General features: G+C 51.0%; 18 protein-coding genes. 10 read left to right on the top strand and 8 right to left on the bottom strand.

What is annotated here, in order from left to right:
* Positions 1-20: 20 nt before the first annotated feature.
* The 5 genes from pcnB (at position 21) to panD (ending at position 4,146) form a co-directional block, all read left to right on the top strand.
* The gene (pcnB, locus tag HV127_RS12505; RefSeq protein WP_182240643.1) at positions 21-1,418 is read left to right on the top strand and encodes a polynucleotide adenylyltransferase PcnB; all 1,398 of its coding nucleotides are present in this window, start codon (positions 21-23) and stop codon (positions 1,416-1,418) included.
* Entirely contained in the window at positions 1,415-1,894 is a 480-nt protein-coding gene (folK, locus tag HV127_RS12500) for a 2-amino-4-hydroxy-6-hydroxymethyldihydropteridine diphosphokinase (protein WP_182236391.1), read from the top strand. Before pcnB ends, folK begins: the two co-directional genes overlap by 4 nt.
* Positions 1,895-2,013: 119 nt before the next feature.
* Positions 2,014-2,805, top strand: a complete 792-nt coding sequence (gene panB, locus HV127_RS12495; RefSeq protein WP_182236389.1) for a 3-methyl-2-oxobutanoate hydroxymethyltransferase — start codon at positions 2,014-2,016, stop codon at positions 2,803-2,805.
* An 11-nt stretch (positions 2,806-2,816) separates the two neighbouring features.
* Positions 2,817-3,671 carry a pantoate--beta-alanine ligase gene (panC, locus tag HV127_RS12490; protein WP_182236387.1) on the top strand — a complete coding sequence of 285 codons (855 nt, stop codon included), beginning with the start codon at positions 2,817-2,819 and terminating at the stop codon, positions 3,669-3,671.
* Between the two features lie 94 nt (positions 3,672-3,765).
* Entirely contained in the window at positions 3,766-4,146 is a 381-nt protein-coding gene (panD, locus tag HV127_RS12485) for an aspartate 1-decarboxylase (RefSeq protein WP_182236385.1), read from the top strand.
* A 2-nt stretch (positions 4,147-4,148) separates the two neighbouring features.
* On the opposite strand, the gene HV127_RS12480 is transcribed toward panD, so the two are convergent.
* The 4 genes from HV127_RS12480 to HV127_RS12465 all read right to left on the bottom strand — a co-directional run bounded on the left by HV127_RS12480 (position 4,149) and on the right by HV127_RS12465 (position 7,714).
* Positions 4,149-5,402, bottom strand: coding sequence for a polysaccharide deacetylase family protein (locus tag HV127_RS12480; RefSeq protein WP_182236383.1), 1,254 nt, complete (start codon positions 5,400-5,402; stop codon positions 4,149-4,151).
* A gap of 56 nt (positions 5,403-5,458) precedes the next feature.
* Positions 5,459-5,899, bottom strand: coding sequence for a PTS sugar transporter subunit IIA (locus HV127_RS12475; RefSeq protein ID WP_182236381.1), 441 nt, complete (start codon positions 5,897-5,899; stop codon positions 5,459-5,461).
* Between the two features lie 121 nt (positions 5,900-6,020).
* Complete coding sequence (locus HV127_RS12470; protein WP_182236378.1) at positions 6,021-6,791, bottom strand: ABC transporter permease; 771 nt, start codon at positions 6,789-6,791, stop codon at positions 6,021-6,023.
* Positions 6,788-7,714, bottom strand: coding sequence for an ABC transporter ATP-binding protein (locus tag HV127_RS12465; RefSeq protein ID WP_181483545.1), 927 nt, complete (start codon positions 7,712-7,714; stop codon positions 6,788-6,790). Before HV127_RS12465 ends, HV127_RS12470 begins: the two co-directional genes overlap by 4 nt.
* 107 nt (positions 7,715-7,821) lie before the next feature.
* Here HV127_RS12465 and can point away from each other — a divergent pair, with 107 nt between their 5' ends.
* Positions 7,822-8,484 carry a carbonate dehydratase gene (can, locus tag HV127_RS12460; protein ID WP_110272520.1) on the top strand — a complete coding sequence of 221 codons (663 nt, stop codon included), beginning with the start codon at positions 7,822-7,824 and terminating at the stop codon, positions 8,482-8,484.
* Between the two features lie 72 nt (positions 8,485-8,556).
* Here can and hpt read toward each other — a convergent pair whose 3' ends face one another.
* Together hpt and HV127_RS12450 are read right to left on the bottom strand one after the other, a co-directional pair.
* Positions 8,557-9,093, bottom strand: a complete 537-nt coding sequence (gene hpt, locus HV127_RS12455; RefSeq protein ID WP_110272777.1) for a hypoxanthine phosphoribosyltransferase — start codon at positions 9,091-9,093, stop codon at positions 8,557-8,559.
* 19 nt (positions 9,094-9,112) lie between these two features.
* Positions 9,113-9,217: a hypothetical protein gene (locus tag HV127_RS12450; RefSeq protein ID WP_182240641.1), complete on the bottom strand. Its 105-nt coding sequence runs from the start codon at positions 9,215-9,217 to the stop codon at positions 9,113-9,115.
* 79 nt (positions 9,218-9,296) lie between these two features.
* Between HV127_RS12450 and HV127_RS12445 the strand changes: the two genes are divergently transcribed.
* The gene (locus tag HV127_RS12445; protein ID WP_182236376.1) at positions 9,297-11,687 is read left to right on the top strand and encodes a glucose/quinate/shikimate family membrane-bound PQQ-dependent dehydrogenase; all 2,391 of its coding nucleotides are present in this window, start codon (positions 9,297-9,299) and stop codon (positions 11,685-11,687) included.
* 74 nt (positions 11,688-11,761) lie between these two features.
* Here the strand turns inward: HV127_RS12445 and HV127_RS12440 are convergent, their stop codons facing one another.
* Positions 11,762-12,286 (bottom strand): hypothetical protein, encoded by a 525-nt coding sequence (locus tag HV127_RS12440; protein WP_182236374.1) that lies wholly within the window; start codon positions 12,284-12,286, stop codon positions 11,762-11,764.
* A 124-nt stretch (positions 12,287-12,410) separates the two neighbouring features.
* Entirely contained in the window at positions 12,411-14,012 is a 1,602-nt protein-coding gene (gene cueO, locus HV127_RS12435) for a multicopper oxidase CueO (RefSeq protein ID WP_182236372.1), read from the bottom strand.
* 146 nt (positions 14,013-14,158) lie between these two features.
* Between cueO and HV127_RS12430 the strand changes: the two genes are divergently transcribed.
* From HV127_RS12430 to HV127_RS12420, 3 genes are all read left to right on the top strand, one after another.
* Complete coding sequence (locus HV127_RS12430; protein ID WP_182236370.1) at positions 14,159-14,506, top strand: YacC family pilotin-like protein; 348 nt, start codon at positions 14,159-14,161, stop codon at positions 14,504-14,506.
* Between the two features lie 248 nt (positions 14,507-14,754).
* On the top strand, positions 14,755-15,174 hold the full coding sequence (locus HV127_RS12425) for a permease (RefSeq protein ID WP_228727459.1): 420 nt from the start codon (positions 14,755-14,757) through the stop codon (positions 15,172-15,174).
* 8 nt (positions 15,175-15,182) lie between these two features.
* Positions 15,183-17,072: an FKBP-type peptidyl-prolyl cis-trans isomerase N-terminal domain-containing protein gene (locus HV127_RS12420; RefSeq protein WP_182236366.1), complete on the top strand. Its 1,890-nt coding sequence runs from the start codon at positions 15,183-15,185 to the stop codon at positions 17,070-17,072.
* Positions 17,073-17,178 lie beyond the last annotated feature (106 nt).

Below are 17,178 nucleotides of genomic sequence, written 5' to 3'. Positions count from 1 at the left end.
CTGACACTACGAGGTGTACCATTTTTACCCGAGTCGCTAATTTTTGCCGTAAGGTGCTAAGCCGTGAAGAGCGCGAGGCAGAAGCCGCCGTCGAACAACGACATATGACGGTTATCCCGCGTGATCAGCATGCAATTTCCCGCAAAGATATCAGTGAAAATGCCCTCAAGGTCATGTACAGACTCAATAAGGCGGGCTACGAATCGTGGCTTGTCGGCGGCGGCGTACGCGACCTGCTGCTGGGCAAAAAGCCGAAAGATTTCGATGTCACGACCAATGCAACTCCGGAGCAGGTACGCAAGCTGTTCCGCAACTGCCGTCTGGTCGGGCGTCGCTTCCGCCTGGCGCACGTGATGTTCGGGCCAGAAATTATTGAAGTCGCCACCTTCCGTGGTCATCACGAAGGGCATACCACCGATCGCGTCACCTCGCAGCTTGGCCAGAATGGCATGCTGCTGCGCGACAACATCTTCGGTTCAATCGAAGAAGATGCCCAACGCCGCGACTTCACCATCAACAGCCTTTATTACAGCGTCGCTGATTTCACCGTGCGCGACTACGTCGGCGGCATGAAGGATCTGCAGGATGGCGTTATCCGTCTGATTGGCGATCCGGAAACCCGCTATCGCGAAGATCCAGTGCGCATGCTGCGCGCGGTGCGTTTTGCAGCGAAGCTCAATATGAGCATCAGCGAAGAGACCGCCGAGCCAATCCCACGCCTGGCGACGCTGCTGCACGACGTACCTCCGGCGCGTCTGTTTGAAGAAGTCCTGAAGCTGCTGCAAGCGGGTGATGGCTATCAAACCTACATGCTGCTGCGCGAATACAATCTATTCCAGCCGCTGTTCCCAACCATCACCCGCTACTTTACCGAGCGCGGTGATAGCCCGATGGAGCGCATTATCAGCCAAGTGCTGAAGAATACCGATAACCGCATCCGTAACGATATGCGCGTTAATCCGGCGTTCCTGTTCGCGGTGATGTTCTGGTATCCGCTGCTTGAGATGGCGCAAAAAATTGCCCAGGAGAGCGGTCTGGCCTACCACGACGCCTTCGCGCTGGCGATGAACGACGTGCTGGATGAAGCCTGCCGCACGCTGGCAATCCCTAAGCGCATTACCACGCTGGTGCGCGACATCTGGCAGCTTCAGCTGCGGATGTCTCGCCGTCAGGGCAAACGCGCGTGGAAGCTGATGGAGCATCCGAAATTCCGCGCCGCCTACGATCTTCTCGAACTGCGCGCGGGTGCGGAGAATAACGGCGAGCTTCTGCGTCTGACCAAATGGTGGGGCGAGTTCCAGGTGGCCATGCCGCCAGATCAGAAAGATATGCTTGACGATCTGGGCGACGATCCGGCCCCGCGCCGCCGTCACCGTCGTCCACGCAAGCGCGCGCCGCGCCGCGAAGGCAGCGCATGACGTTAGTCTATATCGCCATCGGCAGCAATCTGGCCTCTCCTCTGGAACAGGTGAACGCTGCCGTTAGCGCGCTGGATGAAATTCCTGACAGCCGGGTGATAAGCGTTTCTTCTTTCTATCGCACACCGCCGCTGGGGCCGCAGGATCAGCCTGATTACCTCAACGCCGCCGTGGCGCTGGAAACTTCGCTCGCGCCTGAAAAGCTGCTTGATCACACTCAGCGCATCGAACTGCAGCAGGGCCGCACGCGTAAAGCGGAACGCTGGGGACCGCGCACGCTGGATCTCGACATCATGCTATTTGGCGATGAAGTGATAAATACTCCGCGCCTGACCATACCGCACTACGATATGAAAAACCGCGGTTTTATGCTGTGGCCGCTGTTTGAAGTCGCCCCGGAGCTGTTTTTCCCTGACGGGATAGCATTACGTACTGTGCTGGCGAACCTCGCCGCAGATAAACCCGCCATCTGGTAATATCCTTTCGTATTTTAGCAATTACGGCGATCGTGGTAATCGATTGCCCAAAACCATTGCCCCCCTGAATGCTGCTGTTAGAATGCCGATTAATATGACTTTCATCATCAGGAAACGTTATGAAACCGACCACTATCTCCCTGCTGCAAAAATGTAAGCAAGAGAAGAAGCGCTTCGCCACCATCACCGCCTACGACTACAGCTTTGCCAAACTGTTTGCCGACGAAGGCATCAACGTGCTGCTGGTCGGCGACTCGCTGGGCATGACGGTACAGGGCCACGACTCCACTCTACCGGTCACCGTAGAAGACATTGCCTACCACACTCGCGCCGTGCGTCGCGGTGCGCCGAACTGCCTGCTGCTCGCCGACCTGCCGTTTATGGCTTATGCCACGCCAGAACAAACCTTCGAGAACGCTGCCATCGTGATGCGCGCGGGGGCCAATATGGTCAAAATCGAAGGCGGTGCGTGGCTGGCGGATACCGTAAAAATGCTTGCCGAACGCGCGGTACCGGTGTGCGGACATCTGGGCCTGACCCCTCAGTCGGTGAACGTCTTCGGCGGTTATAAAATTCAGGGCCGCGGCGACGCCGGGCAAATTCTGCTTGATGATGCGCTGGCGTTAGAAGCGGCTGGCGCGCAGTTGCTGGTGCTGGAGTGCGTGCCGGTTGAGCTGGCAAAACGCGTTACCGAAGCCTTAACTATTCCGGTGATCGGCATTGGCGCAGGCAACGTCACCGACGGGCAGATCCTCGTGATGCATGACGCCTTCGGTATTACCGGCGGCCATATTCCCAAATTCGCTAAAAATTTCCTTAGCACGGCAGGCGACATGCGCGCCGCAGTGCGTCAGTATGTTGCCGAAGTGGAGTCCGGCGTCTATCCGGGCGAAGAACACAGTTTCCATTAAGGAGTGTTGTTGTGCTGATTATTGAAACCCTGCCGCTGCTGCGCCAGCATATCCGCCGTTTACGTCAGGAAGGTAAACGCATCGCGCTGGTTCCCACCATGGGCAACCTGCACGATGGTCATATGAAGCTGGTTGATGCAGCGAAAGCCAGCGCAGATATCGTGGTGGTCAGTATCTTCGTCAACCCGATGCAGTTTGACCGCCCCGAGGATCTGGCGCGCTATCCGCGCACGCTGCAGGACGATTGTGAGAAACTAAACAAACGCAAAGTCGATTTTGTCTTTGCTCCAGCTACGGCGGAAATCTACCCACAGGGTACCGAAAGTCAGACTTACGTTGATGTGCCGGGTCTGTCAACGATGCTTGAAGGCGCCAGCCGTCCGGGCCACTTCCGCGGCGTCTCCACTATCGTCAGCAAGCTGTTTAACCTCGTGCAGCCGGATGTCGCCTGCTTTGGCGAGAAAGATTTCCAGCAGTTGGCATTGATTCGCAAGATGGTGGCCGATATGGGCTACGACATCGAAATTATTGGCGTGCCAATTATGCGTGCCAAAGATGGTCTGGCCCTCAGCTCGCGCAACGGTTATCTCACTGCCGATCAGCGTAAAATTGCACCGGGGCTGTATAAGGTGATGAGTCGCGTGGCGGAGAAGCTGGTGGCTGGTGAACGCAATCTGGACGAAGTTATCGCCATTGCCGCCCAGGAACTGAACGAGAAAGGCTTCCGCGCCGACGATATTCAAATTCGCGATGCGGATACGCTGCTTGAACTCACGGAAAACAGTCAGCGCGCGGTGATTCTGATGGCGGCATGGCTCGGCCAGGCGCGTTTGATCGACAATCAAAGCGTCGTGCTCGCACAGTAGACATCGGTTAAAAATAAGGCAATACTGCCTGGAATTTCCTCAAAGCGGATGTTACATCCGCTTCGTTATCGTTAAGCTTCAAAGGTAAAACGTTATGATTCGTAATATGCTGCAGGGCAAACTACACCGCGTTAAAGTCACGCAGGCCGACCTGCACTACGAAGGCTCCTGCGCTATTGATCAGGATTTTCTTGATGCATCCGGTATTCTGGAGAATGAAGCTATTCACCTGTGGAATGTCACCAACGGTAATCGTTTCTCCACCTACGCCATCGCCGCAGAGCGCGGTTCCAGAATTATTTCCGTTAACGGTGCAGCTGCGCACTGTGCAAACGTCGGCGACATTTTAATTATCGCCAGCTTCGTTATGATGCCAGATGCAGAAGCCCGCACCTGGCAGCCGAAAGTGGCCTATTTTGAAGGCGACAACGAAATGAAACGCCAGGCCAAAGCGATTCCTGTACAGGTTGCGTGATATTACCCCTGCGGCTGATTGCTAATCAGCCGCGACATCGTTTCCAGCGAATCTGTTCTTAAAATATAGAGTCTTTTCAATAAGAACGGGTTATCTCCCGGTTTTACCTTCCCTCTTACCGTCGTCACCGCCAGATGAAAGCCGGCATCGTTCGCCGCCTGGACCGCCGTCGCGTTGTAGCCGCCAAAGGGATATGAAAGGTACAACACGTGCGGATTAAACTGCGCCAGATCCCGCCGCGAACGCTCAAAATCAAACAAAATATTGTGGTAGCTGCGGCTTAGCAAAATAGGATGACGGTAAGCATCAACCCGATGCAGAAAATGGGTATGCGACTGCACGTCGAAGACGTCCTGAATCTGCTTGAGTTCGGAAATACTCATAAACTGCAGAGATTTCGGTGCCCATTTCTGCGGATGGCGCTTAATGCGCGACGAGATAATAAAGGCCGTGGCGTGAAAGCCATACTGCTTAAGAATCGGATACGCATAGCGATTGACCGACTTCAGACCATCATCAAAGGTGATGACTACCGAGCGTGCAGGAAGATTCACTTTATTGCGCAGATAGCCTTCCAGTTGATACATACTCAGAGTCGTATAACCCTGGTCACGAAGCCAGGTCATCTGATTGCTGAAGGCGCGGACGGAAGTGGTGGTTGAGGTGTGGCGAAAGCGGGTATTTTCTTCATCACGCAGAATATGGTGATAAGTCAGAATCGGAATACCGTTATCTTCCTGCGCATCCAGACTGCTCACCCACGCCAGACGATTGCCAATGCGGATTTGAAACCAGGTTTGATTAAGCCGGTCTTTGAGCTTGCTGATAATGGGATAGCGCAGATTACTCGTCAGCGTGCCGAACGGGGCGCTGCCGACGGAAGGCGCGTCATAAACCGGCGTATCTTTCCAGGTAATGAGATTTTGATTACTCAGCGGCTTATTCAGGTCGCCCAGGTTATCCTCAACCCGCTGCTTGCCCTGTACCGACTCCAGATGGCCCTTATCAATAAAACCGGTGCCAAAACCAAAATTGAACTCATAGTAATCCGCCGCCGTTGGCACTACCGCGAGAATTTGCCCTGCCCGCACGTTACCCACGCTGACGACCTGATTACCCACTTGCGCCCAAATATCGGCATCTTCGGTGGTCTGCATATAATGCGCAGGCACTCCCTGCTGGCTTAACAGACTGGCGGAAGCGCTGAGAGACATCAGGAGGAGGAGCAAAACGAAAATTCGGGCAAACATGCGCATCAAGCCGATAGACAAACCTGCCGTTATTGTAACAAAAGCGGTATCAATACCAATGCTTAATTCCCGTACGGCTCATGCAGCAGTCGAAAAGGCGGATTTTTTTGCTGCTGATGCCAGAGGCTGCTCACCGCGGGACCTCCGGTGCTGACTATCGTATTACGGAAAGCTTCGCTGCTCAGCGTCTGACGCAAAAGATACATACTCTCCAGTAATGGATAGCTAATCCCGGAAATCACTTCGCAATGGGTATGTTTATGGCTCATCAGCGAGGCTACGCGATAAGGTGCCGCTCCGGTTTTATCGGTCAGAAAAATGACGCCCTCACCGCTGTCCACCTCATGCATCGCGTTGCACATCATGCGGCTCAGCATATTACTGCTGAGATTACGCCAATAGTTTACCGCCCGACATTGCGCCATCGGCCCAAACTTTTTCTCCAGACGATCCAGCATCTCCTGCGCCAGCTCGTCATGACAGGTAATCACCCAACCTAACATCGCCTACCTCCTTAGCAGGCAAACAATTTAGCAGGTGAAGTGATAAATATAGGTGATGGCAATCAAAGATTACTGGATAGCGCTTCGCTTGATCGGCGACGAAGCGCTATTGATGGATAACTTAGCTACGCAGGCCGCACCCGCGTTGGATCAAATACCAACACAGCAGATAAAACGCGGTAATAAATACCACCAGCACGCCGAAAGTGGTGACAAGCGGAACATCGTTAATCCCCAGGAAACCGTAGCGGAAACCGCTGATCATATAAACAATCGGATTCAGGTGCGACAGCGCCTGCCAGAACGGCGGCAGCAGGGTCAGAGAATAAAACACCCCACCGAGGTAGGTTAGCGGCGTCAGAACAAAGGTAGGAATCAGGCTGATATCATCAAAGGTTTTGGCAAACACCGCATTCAGCAGGCCCGCCAGCGAAAACAGTATCGCGGTCAGTATCAGCGTCAGGGCGACGAACAGCCAGGAGTGAACCTGGAACGGGACAAAAAATAACGAAATTGCCGTCACCAGAATCCCTACGAACAGGCCGCGTGCAACCCCACCACCGACATACCCGACAATCACCACGTGCGTGGGGACCGGCGCTACCAGCAGCTCTTCTATATTACGCTGAAATTTCGCGCTGAAGAAAGATGAGGCCACGTTGGCATAGGCGTTGGTGATCACCGCCATCATGATCAGGCCCGGCACGATAAACTGCATATAGGTAAAACCGTGCATTTCACCGATGCGCGAGCCGATAAGGTTGCCGAAAATGACAAAATAGAGCGTCATGGTAATCACTGGCGGGACCAGAGTCTGGATCCAGATACGCATAAAACGGTGGATCTCTTTGGTCCAGATGCTTTTCAGCGCAACCCAATAAAGCTGCATCATGCTGACTCTCCTTTCCGGTCATGTACCAGCGTGACAAACAGCTCTTCAAGACGGTTAGCTTTGTTACGCATACTTAAAACCTGTACTCCCTGCGCGCTCAGTTGGCTAAACACGCTATTAATTCCCTGCTCACGCAGCACTTCCACTTCCAGCGTTGACGTATCCACCAGGCGATACTGGTAACCTTCCAGCACCGGTAACGGGCTTTTCGGCGCCAGATCGAGAATAAAGGTTTCTGATTTCAGCTTGGAAAGCAGCTCTTTCATCGAGGTATTTTCCACCAGCTCGCCGCTCTGAATAATGCCGATATTGCGGCATAGCATTTCGGCCTCTTCCAGATAGTGGGTAGTCAGGATAATCGTGGTGCCTTTATCGTTTAAATCTTTCAGGAACCCCCACATCGAACGACGGAGTTCAATATCCACCCCTGCGGTCGGCTCATCGAGGATCAGCAATTTTGGCTCATGCATTAACGCGCGCGCAATCATCAGGCGGCGCTTCATCCCACCGGAGAGCATCCGCGCACGTTCATTGCGCTTTCCCCAAAGATCGAGCTGTTTAAGGTATTTTTCGCTACGAATAATCGCTTCTTTGCGCTCAACGCCATAGTAACCCGCCTGATTCACCACAATCTGTTGTACGGTTTCAAAGGGGTTAAAGTTGAACTCCTGCGGCACCAGGCCGAGCTGGCGCTTGGCATTCACCACATCTTTTTGCAGATCATAGCCAAACACGTTGACCTCGCCGGAGGTTTTATTCACCAGCGAACTTATAATACCGATAGTGGTCGATTTACCCGCACCGTTTGGCCCGAGGAGCGCATAAAAGTCGCCCGCTTCAACTTGCAGATCGATTCCACGCAGCGCCTGAACCCCGCCGGGGTAGGTTTTCTTGAGCTGTTTTAGTTCCAGAGCAATGGTCATTAAATGTCTCTTCTCACGTCGTGACACGCGATGGGTTGTTTTAAAAAATGTGAGGTTAACCTATATTAGCGCAACGCACTTACTTGGTTACAGGCCCGTAAACATCCATGAACGATATAGATACACTCATCAGCAATAATGCACTATGGTCAAAAATGCTGGTGGAGGAAGACCCCGGTTTTTTTGAAAAACTGGCGCAAGCGCAGAAGCCGCGCTTTCTGTGGATTGGATGTTCTGATAGCCGCGTCCCCGCTGAGCGCTTGACCGGCCTGGAGCCTGGCGAACTTTTCGTGCACCGTAACGTCGCAAACCTGGTGATTCACACCGACCTGAACTGTCTTTCCGTTGTGCAGTATGCCGTTGACGTACTGGAAGTCGAGCATATTATCATCTGCGGTCACTATGGCTGCGGCGGCGTGCAGTCAGCGATTGAAAATACCGAGCTCGGCCTTATCGATAACTGGCTGCTGCATATTCGTGATATCTGGTTTAAGCACAGCTCGCTGCTTGGCGAAATGCCGGAAGAGCGTCGCCTTGATACTTTGTGTGAACTGAATGTGATGGAGCAAGTCTACAACCTTGGTCATTCAACTATCATGCAGTCAGCGTGGAAACGCGGGCAGAAAGTGACTATCCACGGCTGGGCTTACGGTATCCACGATGGCATGTTACGCGATCTCGACGTAACCGCCGTCAGCCGCGAAACGCTGGAGCAGCGTTATCGCCAGGGAATTTCCAACCTTAAAAGTAAGCACGCCAATCACAAGTAACCGACGCACTCACTTTTTATCCCGGATAAGACGCGTTATACCGCATCGCTATCCGGGATATATCGCCAAAGTTTACTCGTCCAGCAAAATCACTTTGCCAACATACGGCAGGTGACGATAGCGCTGAGCGTAATCAATGCCGTAACCCACCACGAACTCATCCGGGATCGCAAAACCAACAAACTCAACCGGGACGTTAACTTCACGACGGCTTGGTTTATCGAGCAGCGTACAAATCGCCAGGGATTTAGGTTCGCGCAGGCTCAGAATTTCGCGCACTTTCGACAACGTATTGCCGGAATCGATGATGTCTTCCACGATCAGTACATCTTTACCACGGATATCTTCATCAAGATCTTTGAGGATTTTGACATCGCGAGTGGTGGACATGCCGCTGCCGTAGCTGGAGGCGGTCATGAAATCGACTTCATGCGGCACCTGAACCTCGCGGCAAAGGTCGGCCATAAACATAAATGACCCACGCAACAGCCCCACCAGCACCATTTCGCTGCCGCTATCTTTGTAGTGTTCGTTGATTTGACGACCTAACTCGGCAATACGGGCTTTGATCTCGGTTTCCGGGATCATCACTTCTACAGTATGTTTCATAAAACTAACCATTTGATTCTTAATGTAAATCATCAAAGCCGCTGCGGTAGCACCGACGTTGACCGGCAAGCCATAAAGTATACCAGCAAAAAGAAATCTGCGGTGCAGGGATTAATAAAGCCAATTTTGTGATTCCGATCACACTTGTTAAATCCTATAATTAATTGCATTTAAAAAATTAACAAACAAACGAGTATCTTTCTATGGCAGAAACAAAATCTCAACAATCACGGCTACTCGTGACGCTGACAGCTCTTTTTGCGGCGTTCTGTGGCTTGTATCTTTTAGTGGGCGGAGCCTGGCTGGTCGCGATTGGCGGCTCATGGTACTACCCTATCGCCGGTCTGGTGATGCTGGGCGTCACCGTCATGCTCTTGCGCGGCAAGCGTTCTGCGCTTTGGCTGTATGCCGCACTGCTGCTTGCCACTATGATCTGGGGAGTATGGGAAGTTGGTTTCGATTTCTGGGCGCTGACGCCTCGTAGCGACATCCTGGTCTTCTTCGGCATCTGGCTTATTTTGCCTTTTGTCTGGCGTCGTCTGCCAATCCCATCTGGTGGTGCGGTTGCCGGATTGGTTGTCGCTCTGCTTATCAGTGGTGGTATTCTGACCTGGGCTGGTTTCAACGACCCGCAGGAAGTCAACGGCACGCTGAGCGCCGATGCCACGTCTGCCGCACCAATTTCTACCGTTGCCGACAGCGACTGGCCAGCATATGGCCGTAATCAGGAAGGCCAACGCTACTCACCTCTGAAGCAGATTAATGCTGACAACGTGAAGGATCTGAAAGAAGCCTGGGTCTTCCGCACTGGCGATCTCAAGCAACCTAACGATCCGGGTGAAATCACCAATGAAGTGACGCCAATTAAAGTTGGCGACACGCTCTATCTGTGTACTGCCCACCAGCGTTTGTTTGCGCTTGATGCTGCGACGGGTAAAGAGAAATGGCACTTCGATCCGCAGCTTAACTCGGATCCGTCCTTCCAGCACGTGACCTGCCGCGGTGTCTCTTATCACGAAGCCAAAGCGGATAACGCACCGGCGGATGTGGTTGCAGATTGCCCGCGCCGTATCATTCTACCGGTCAACGATGGTCGCCTGCTCGCTATCAACGCCGACAACGGTAAGCTATGTGAATCCTTTGCCAACAAAGGCATTCTCAACTTGCAAACCAATATGCCGGTCACCACTCCTGGCATGTATGAACCCACTTCACCGCCGATTATTACCGATACAACTATCGTTATCGCCGGAGCCGTCACCGATAACTTCTCAACCCGCGAACCCTCTGGCGTTATTCGTGGTTTTGATGTCAATACCGGTAAACTGCTGTGGGCATTCGATCCGGGCGCGAAAGATCCGAATGCTATCCCGAATGATGAACATCATTTCACACTCAATTCACCAAACTCCTGGGCGCCTGCTGCCTACGACGCGAAGCTGGACCTGGTCTATCTGCCCATGGGCGTGACCACCCCAGATATCTGGGGCGGCAATCGTACGCCAGAGCAGGAACGCTATGCCAGTTCCATCGTGGCGCTGAATGCGACAACCGGGAAACTGGCGTGGAGCTATCAGACCGTTCACCACGATCTGTGGGATATGGATATGCCGTCACAGCCGACGCTGGCGGATATCGATGTTAACGGCAAAACCGTTCCGGTTATCTACGCCCCGGCGAAAACCGGCAACATTTTTGTCCTCGACCGTCGTACTGGCGAACTGGTTGTCCCGGCGCCAGAAAAACCGGTCCCACAAGGTGCTGCCAAAGGTGATTACGTCTCGAAAACTCAGCCGTTCTCCGACCTGAGTTTCCGACCGAAGAAAGATCTGACCGGTGCCGATATGTGGGGCGCCACCATGTTCGACCAACTGGTGTGCCGCGTTATTTTCCATAAATTGCGCTATGAAGGTATTTTCACACCGCCATCAGAGCAAGGTACGCTAGTCTTCCCGGGTAACTTAGGGATGTTCGAATGGGGCGGCATCTCCGTCGATCCAAATCGTCAGGTAGCAATTGCTAACCCAATGGCGCTGCCGTTTGTATCAAAACTGATCCCTCGCGGCCCCGGTAATCCGATGGAGCAGCCGAAGGACGCCAAAGGTTCTGGTACCGAAGCCGGTATTCAGCCGCAGTACGGCGTCCCTTACGGTGTTACGCTAAATCCGTTCCTGTCGCCGTTTGGCCTGCCGTGCAAACAGCCTGCCTGGGGCTATATCTCCGCGCTGGATCTGAAGACCAATGAAGTGGTATGGAAAAAACGCATCGGTACACCGCAGGATAGCCTGCCGTTCCCGATGCCGATTAAGCTGCCGTTCACGATGGGTATGCCGATGCTGGGCGGCCCAATTTCCACAGCGGGTAATGTGCTGTTTATTGGTGCAACTGCGGATAACTACCTGCGCGCATATAATATGAGCAACGGTGAGAAACTATGGCAGGCACGCTTGCCAGCAGGCGGTCAGGCGACGCCGATGACCTATGAAGTGAATGGCAAGCAGTATGTTGTCATCTCCGCAGGCGGTCACGGTTCGTTTGGCACGAAGATGGGTGACTATATCGTTGCTTACGCTTTACCTGACGACGCGAAGTAAAAAATAACCTCTCTTCGTTTAGGAGAGGCCATAAAAAACGCCCTTCGCGGGCGTTTTTTCATCAGAAATTGACGTTATTTATCAAACTTGAGGGACAGCAAAGAGGCTTTTGCCGCTTCCTGATACTGCTCGATCAAATCTGTAGTCATGTTAAACGTCATCTGCACCGCTTTTTCATCCTGGGATGTGATTAACATCATATTGAGAATTTCGGAATCCGGTGTCTGCGAGCGGAAAGTGAGTAGCCAGCCTTTATGACCATCCACGGTAACGGCCTCAGCCTGCGGTTTTAAACTTTCCAGCATCTTAAGCATCATATCTTTGAAAACATCAAGCTTATCAGCTGGTAGTGGGTTACGACCGGCAGTGATCCCCAAAGAGGCTTTGCCTTTTTCATCCCCATAAATCACCTGAGGACGATTTTCTGAAGGATATTTTATCTTCGCCATCTCTTCAGACATCGGGGTCAACCCCTGTGGAACTTCGATACTCAGTTTTAATTCAGGTACATCCTTGCGATCCATCGTCATTCCGGCATGCGCGGAAAGCGTAACGAATAGTGCCAGCGATGCGGCAATGACTTTGCGGAAAATATCCATTTCAACCTCGTGATTGTTAAATAACCACGCCAGTATATTCTCGTTTTTTTTAAACAATACAAACAGAAAGGTATTTAGGAAAAGCACCTGCTCCCCCCACGGGCGAGCAGGCTGGGGTATCACATCACACGGTGGTAAAAGCCAACATCATTCCCGTATCTTCATGCTCCAGCAGATGACAGTGCGCCATATAGGCATGCTCTTTCGGTGCATCATGATCAAATTTCACCAACACTTCACTGACATCGCCCTCAACTCGTACAGTATCTTTCCAGCCGCTACGATGCGCTGCTGGTGCTTTGCCGTTTTCCGACAAAATACGGAACTGAGTACCGTGTATATGGAACGGGTGGAGCATCATGTCACCTTTACCGGAAATAACCCACCGCTCATATTGCCCTTTTGTCGCAGCAAACATAGGAACATTCATATCAAATGCTTTTCCGTTAATCCGGTTAGCATTATGGAAATCAAAGCCTTTATCGCTGTGCTTCATTTGCGCCATACCGCCATGATTCATCTGGCTCATGTCACCGTGGTTCATATTATTCATATTTCCCATCGCACCATGATTCATCATCCCATGGTCCATTCCGGACATCGCCTGGCCGCCATATTTTTGCATCAGCGCCTGCATGCCCATCATATCAAGCATCGGATCCATAGAGAGCTGCAGCGTACGTTGAGTTAGCCCTTGCAGAGAGGGTAGCGCTGGCATCGCGGCCAGAACATCAGGCAGTTTGCCGGAGGCCTGAATAGTCAGCGGTTGAATACGCAATACCGGCTGCGGCTTATCGAACGGGACAATCGCCATTCCCATCTGATTCACCGGCAGCGTTATCAGATCAAAAGGTTTACCGTCCGTCGTATCCACCAGGACTTCAAAACGCTCCCCCATTAACACCGGTAGCTCATTAAGTTTCACAGGTTCAGCCAGCAAGCCACCATCACTGGCTACTACGTACATGGGCCGATTATCACTGGTTGAGAAATTCAAAGAGCGGGCATTGCAGCCGTTAAGCAGGCGCAAACGCAACCATCCGCGAGGCGCAGCATGCTCGGGGTAAAGCGATCCATTAGTCAACAGCGTATCGCCAAACCAGCCAACGGCTGCACTCATGATATCGAGTTGATAATCAATCTCTCCTGCTGGGGTAAATTTCTTATCCTGCACAATCACCGGTACATCATCGATTCCCCACTGCTTTGGCAGCAGCAGTTTTTCGCTCTCCTTATCGGAAATCAGTACCAATCCAGCCAGTCCCATCGCAACCTGACGACCCGTTTTCCCATGTTGGTGAGGGTGGAACCAGCAGGTTGCCGCTCGCTGTGTGGGAGTAAAACTCACCGTACGCGAACCACCAGGCGCAATCACTCCCTGTGGACCTCCATCGACCTCGCCGGAAACTTCCAGACCATGCCAGTGAACGGTAGTCTCCTCCGCAAGGCGGTTATGGATATCAACAGTTGTCGTTTCTCCCTGCTTAAGCTGTAGCGCGGGCCCCAACAAATTGCCGTTATAGCCCCAGGTGGTAGCCAGGTGGGAACCGAATTGTGTTTTGCCTGCCTGGATAGTTAAGGTGATGCGATTACGTGCGTCGGCAGTCAGCAGCTCCGGTATGGGCAATACCGGACGACTGGCGGCAAAAACCGAGCGACTCCATAGCGGCAAGGCACTGGCCGCGCTGACCGCAGCGGTTAATTTGAGAAATTCACGACGTTGCATTTTCACATCCTTTTTATTCTGCTGGCGAATATTTGAGCTTAAACCTTCCACCAACGGGAAGGTCAAGCAGAAGAGTAAGAATAAAGCTCGGCTTAGTGTAAAGAAGTATGCTAACGTTGTTTGTCCGTGATTCAATGGTAGAGAAAATGAAGACGCTTTTCAGAACAATAGTGCTTGGCAGCCTGCTTACTCTATCCGCCAATAGCTATGCATTAAGCGAGTCCGAAGCGGAAGATATGGCTGATTTAACAGCAGTATTTGTCTTTCTGAAAAATGACTGTGGTTATCAAAATTTACCAAATACTCAAATCCGCCGCGCGCTGGTCTTCTTTGCTCAGCAGAATCAGTGGGATTTAAGCAATTACGATAATTTCAATATGAAAGCGCTGGGCGAAGATAGCTACCGCGATCTCAGCGGAATCAAAATCCCAACGACCAAAAAATGCAAAGCACTGGCGCGTGACTCACTTAGCCTGCTTGCGTACGTGAAATAACCCCCTCGTCTGTCTAAAAATAAATAGCCGTTCGAATACGGCTATAATGTTTTGCCATAATAGTTATTCATTTAACAACCATCACTAATTCACATCTCAATTCAATTAATTCATTAAATGTTTAGCTAATTAATAAATCGAATATTAAAAGCCCATTAAAAAAACAACGACTCTATTATTGCATTCTCTTTTTTTGCGCACTATTATCGCTCGATAACGACATTTTTATCAATCAATGGAATGAAACCTTGAACATATCCTTATTTACACGCATAGCGCCTCTGGCCGTCATTTTATTGGTTGGGTGTAATTCAACTCAATCCCGACAATCTTCCAGATTAATGAAACCATTACCAGATGCAACATCAAGCCAGCAACAAACGGAACAACAAAGAATCGCCGAGGAACAGCAGCGTATTGATGCCTGCCGCCAGGCGCTGGAATCGTTGAAAGAAGTAAATCCAAAGCAGGCTGCGAAACTCAGTAATGATTTTACGGCCCTCATTAGCGCCGCGTCTCAATATAACTCTGTACGTAGTAAAGTTGCAGAACCCACAAAGCAGGGGATCGATTCGATGTATCAGTTCAAATCAATCAAGCTGTGCGCTGACATTGAAAAAGAACTGATCGATAGCCTTGTTAAACGCGGCGAAAATGTTCAACCATGAACAGGATAATGGCCTGGCGTTTCAAAGCGATACCGTTGGCAGCAGTGCTTGTGCTGGCGCTATCATCACCTGATGCATATGCAGAGAAAGACGCTCTGATAAACGTCACGGCCAGTTCAAATAGTGACGATTCAGGCCCTGCTTTTTTGAACTATGCCAAAGAACAGCAGACTCAGAAAAATAATGAGTCTGTTAAAGCCACTGAGGACAAAAACAATAATACGAAAACAACGAATAAAAAAAACATCCAGAAAACCAATAAAGCTTCCCGTCAGGCTGCAATAATTGCTCAAAAAGATAAAACTATCCGCCAACTCCGGCAGCAACTTGATGCTAAACCAGCAACGATTAGCGCTGTACCAGGCAATCAAGAAGAGCTGACAAATAAAATTAATCAGCTTCAGGCAGAATTAACAGTTGCTGTAACAGAAAAACAAAAACTAATAGATAAAGAACGCTCTGTTGTCGCTGAAGAAAAAAAGAGCACATCAAAACTTGATGCTGCAGAAAATAAAATCCTGCTGCAAGAACAAAGGCTGACTTCAGCAGAATCAGCAAAACAAAAGCTTGAGGTTCTGCTGGCTGAAGTTACCACTGAAAAACAGACGCTGGTAAAGAAAATTGCTGTTGCAGAAACAGAAAAGCAAAATACGGCAAAAAAATTCGCGACTGCTATATCAGAGACACAAGCGCTCATGACAAAGCTCGCCGCTGAGACAAAAGAAAGACAAGTACTTGCAGAGAAATTAGCGACCTCAGCCCCGGATAAACAAGCGCTCGCAACAAAACTGGCTGCGGCAGAGACATCCCAGCAGGCTTTGACAACGAAACTCGCGGCTGCGGACGCAGCGCAGCAAGCACTGAAAGCGAAACTGGCCGCCGCTGAAACAGCCAGACAAGCTCTAACGACAAAACTCGCAGTAACAGATGCAGCACAGCAGGTGCTGAAAACTAAGCTGGACACCGCTGAAACTGCTCAGAAAGAGATGACAACTCAACTCACCGCCAGTACAGCAGAAAAACAAGATTTGGCTGGCAAACTAGCGGCGGCGATAACAGAAAAACAGGCACTCACGGCAAAACTGGATTCATTGACCATCAGCAAACAGCAGTCAATTCGTGACGAGGGCTCTTCTCGCCTTCAGGCTGAAAAAGATAAAGCCCTACTGCAAACCAGCTTAGATGAAATTAACCAGTTAAAGAGCAGGCTGGCTGATGCTGAGAATAAACCGGATAAGAAATCTACGACTATCGATCTTGCTAAAGAGCCCCAGCAGCAGGCTTACTCTATCGGTGTATCAATGGGTGATGAAGCGCTCAAGGTTTTGTCCACCCGAAATACCCAAGGCATCAAAATCGACAAAAACACCGTACTACAAGGCATTCTGGATTCATTTTCAGGAAAAATTGCCATTGATGAGAAAACTCGCAATAAAGCTTTGTTCGATGTTTCTAAAAAAGTCTTTCAAAATCTGAATAAGATTGAACAACAAACCGTTAGCGATGGAAAAAAATATCAGCAGAAGTTCGCTAAACAAAAAGGGGTTGTATTCAAAGATGGCGTCTACAGTCGGATTGATTATGCTGGCGAAGGCAGGATTCTCGACAGCGATACCGTCACCGTAACTATCAAGGAAACACTTGTCGACGGAACCGTCATTAACGATATGGAAGCAGAAGGCAAAGTCTGGTCTCAGACGCTAAAATCCTATCCTCCCATATTCCTCGGCCCCATAAAGCGCCTGGGTAATCATGGTTCGATTACGGTAGTGATCCCTCCAGATCTGGCTTACGGTAGTGAAGGCCGGCCACCCAAAATCCCACCGGGAGCGACTATGATTTATTCGGTCAGAATCGTTGATGCTACTGCGGCGGAACCCCAGGCTAAAAAACCCTGATCCTGACGCCTCCTGTCAAAGGAGGCGTTTCCCCCATTTTCTGCATGGCAATATACGTCATACTTCATCTGCTGAAACATCCATCGTGCATCCTCATGTATAGTTG

This window comes from Klebsiella sp. RHBSTW-00215 (assembly GCF_014103785.1).
Taxonomy (GTDB): Bacteria; Pseudomonadota; Gammaproteobacteria; order Enterobacterales; family Enterobacteriaceae; genus Klebsiella.
The sequence above is the reverse complement of the archived record's forward strand: the minus strand, read 5'-3'. Positions and strand labels throughout refer to the sequence as shown.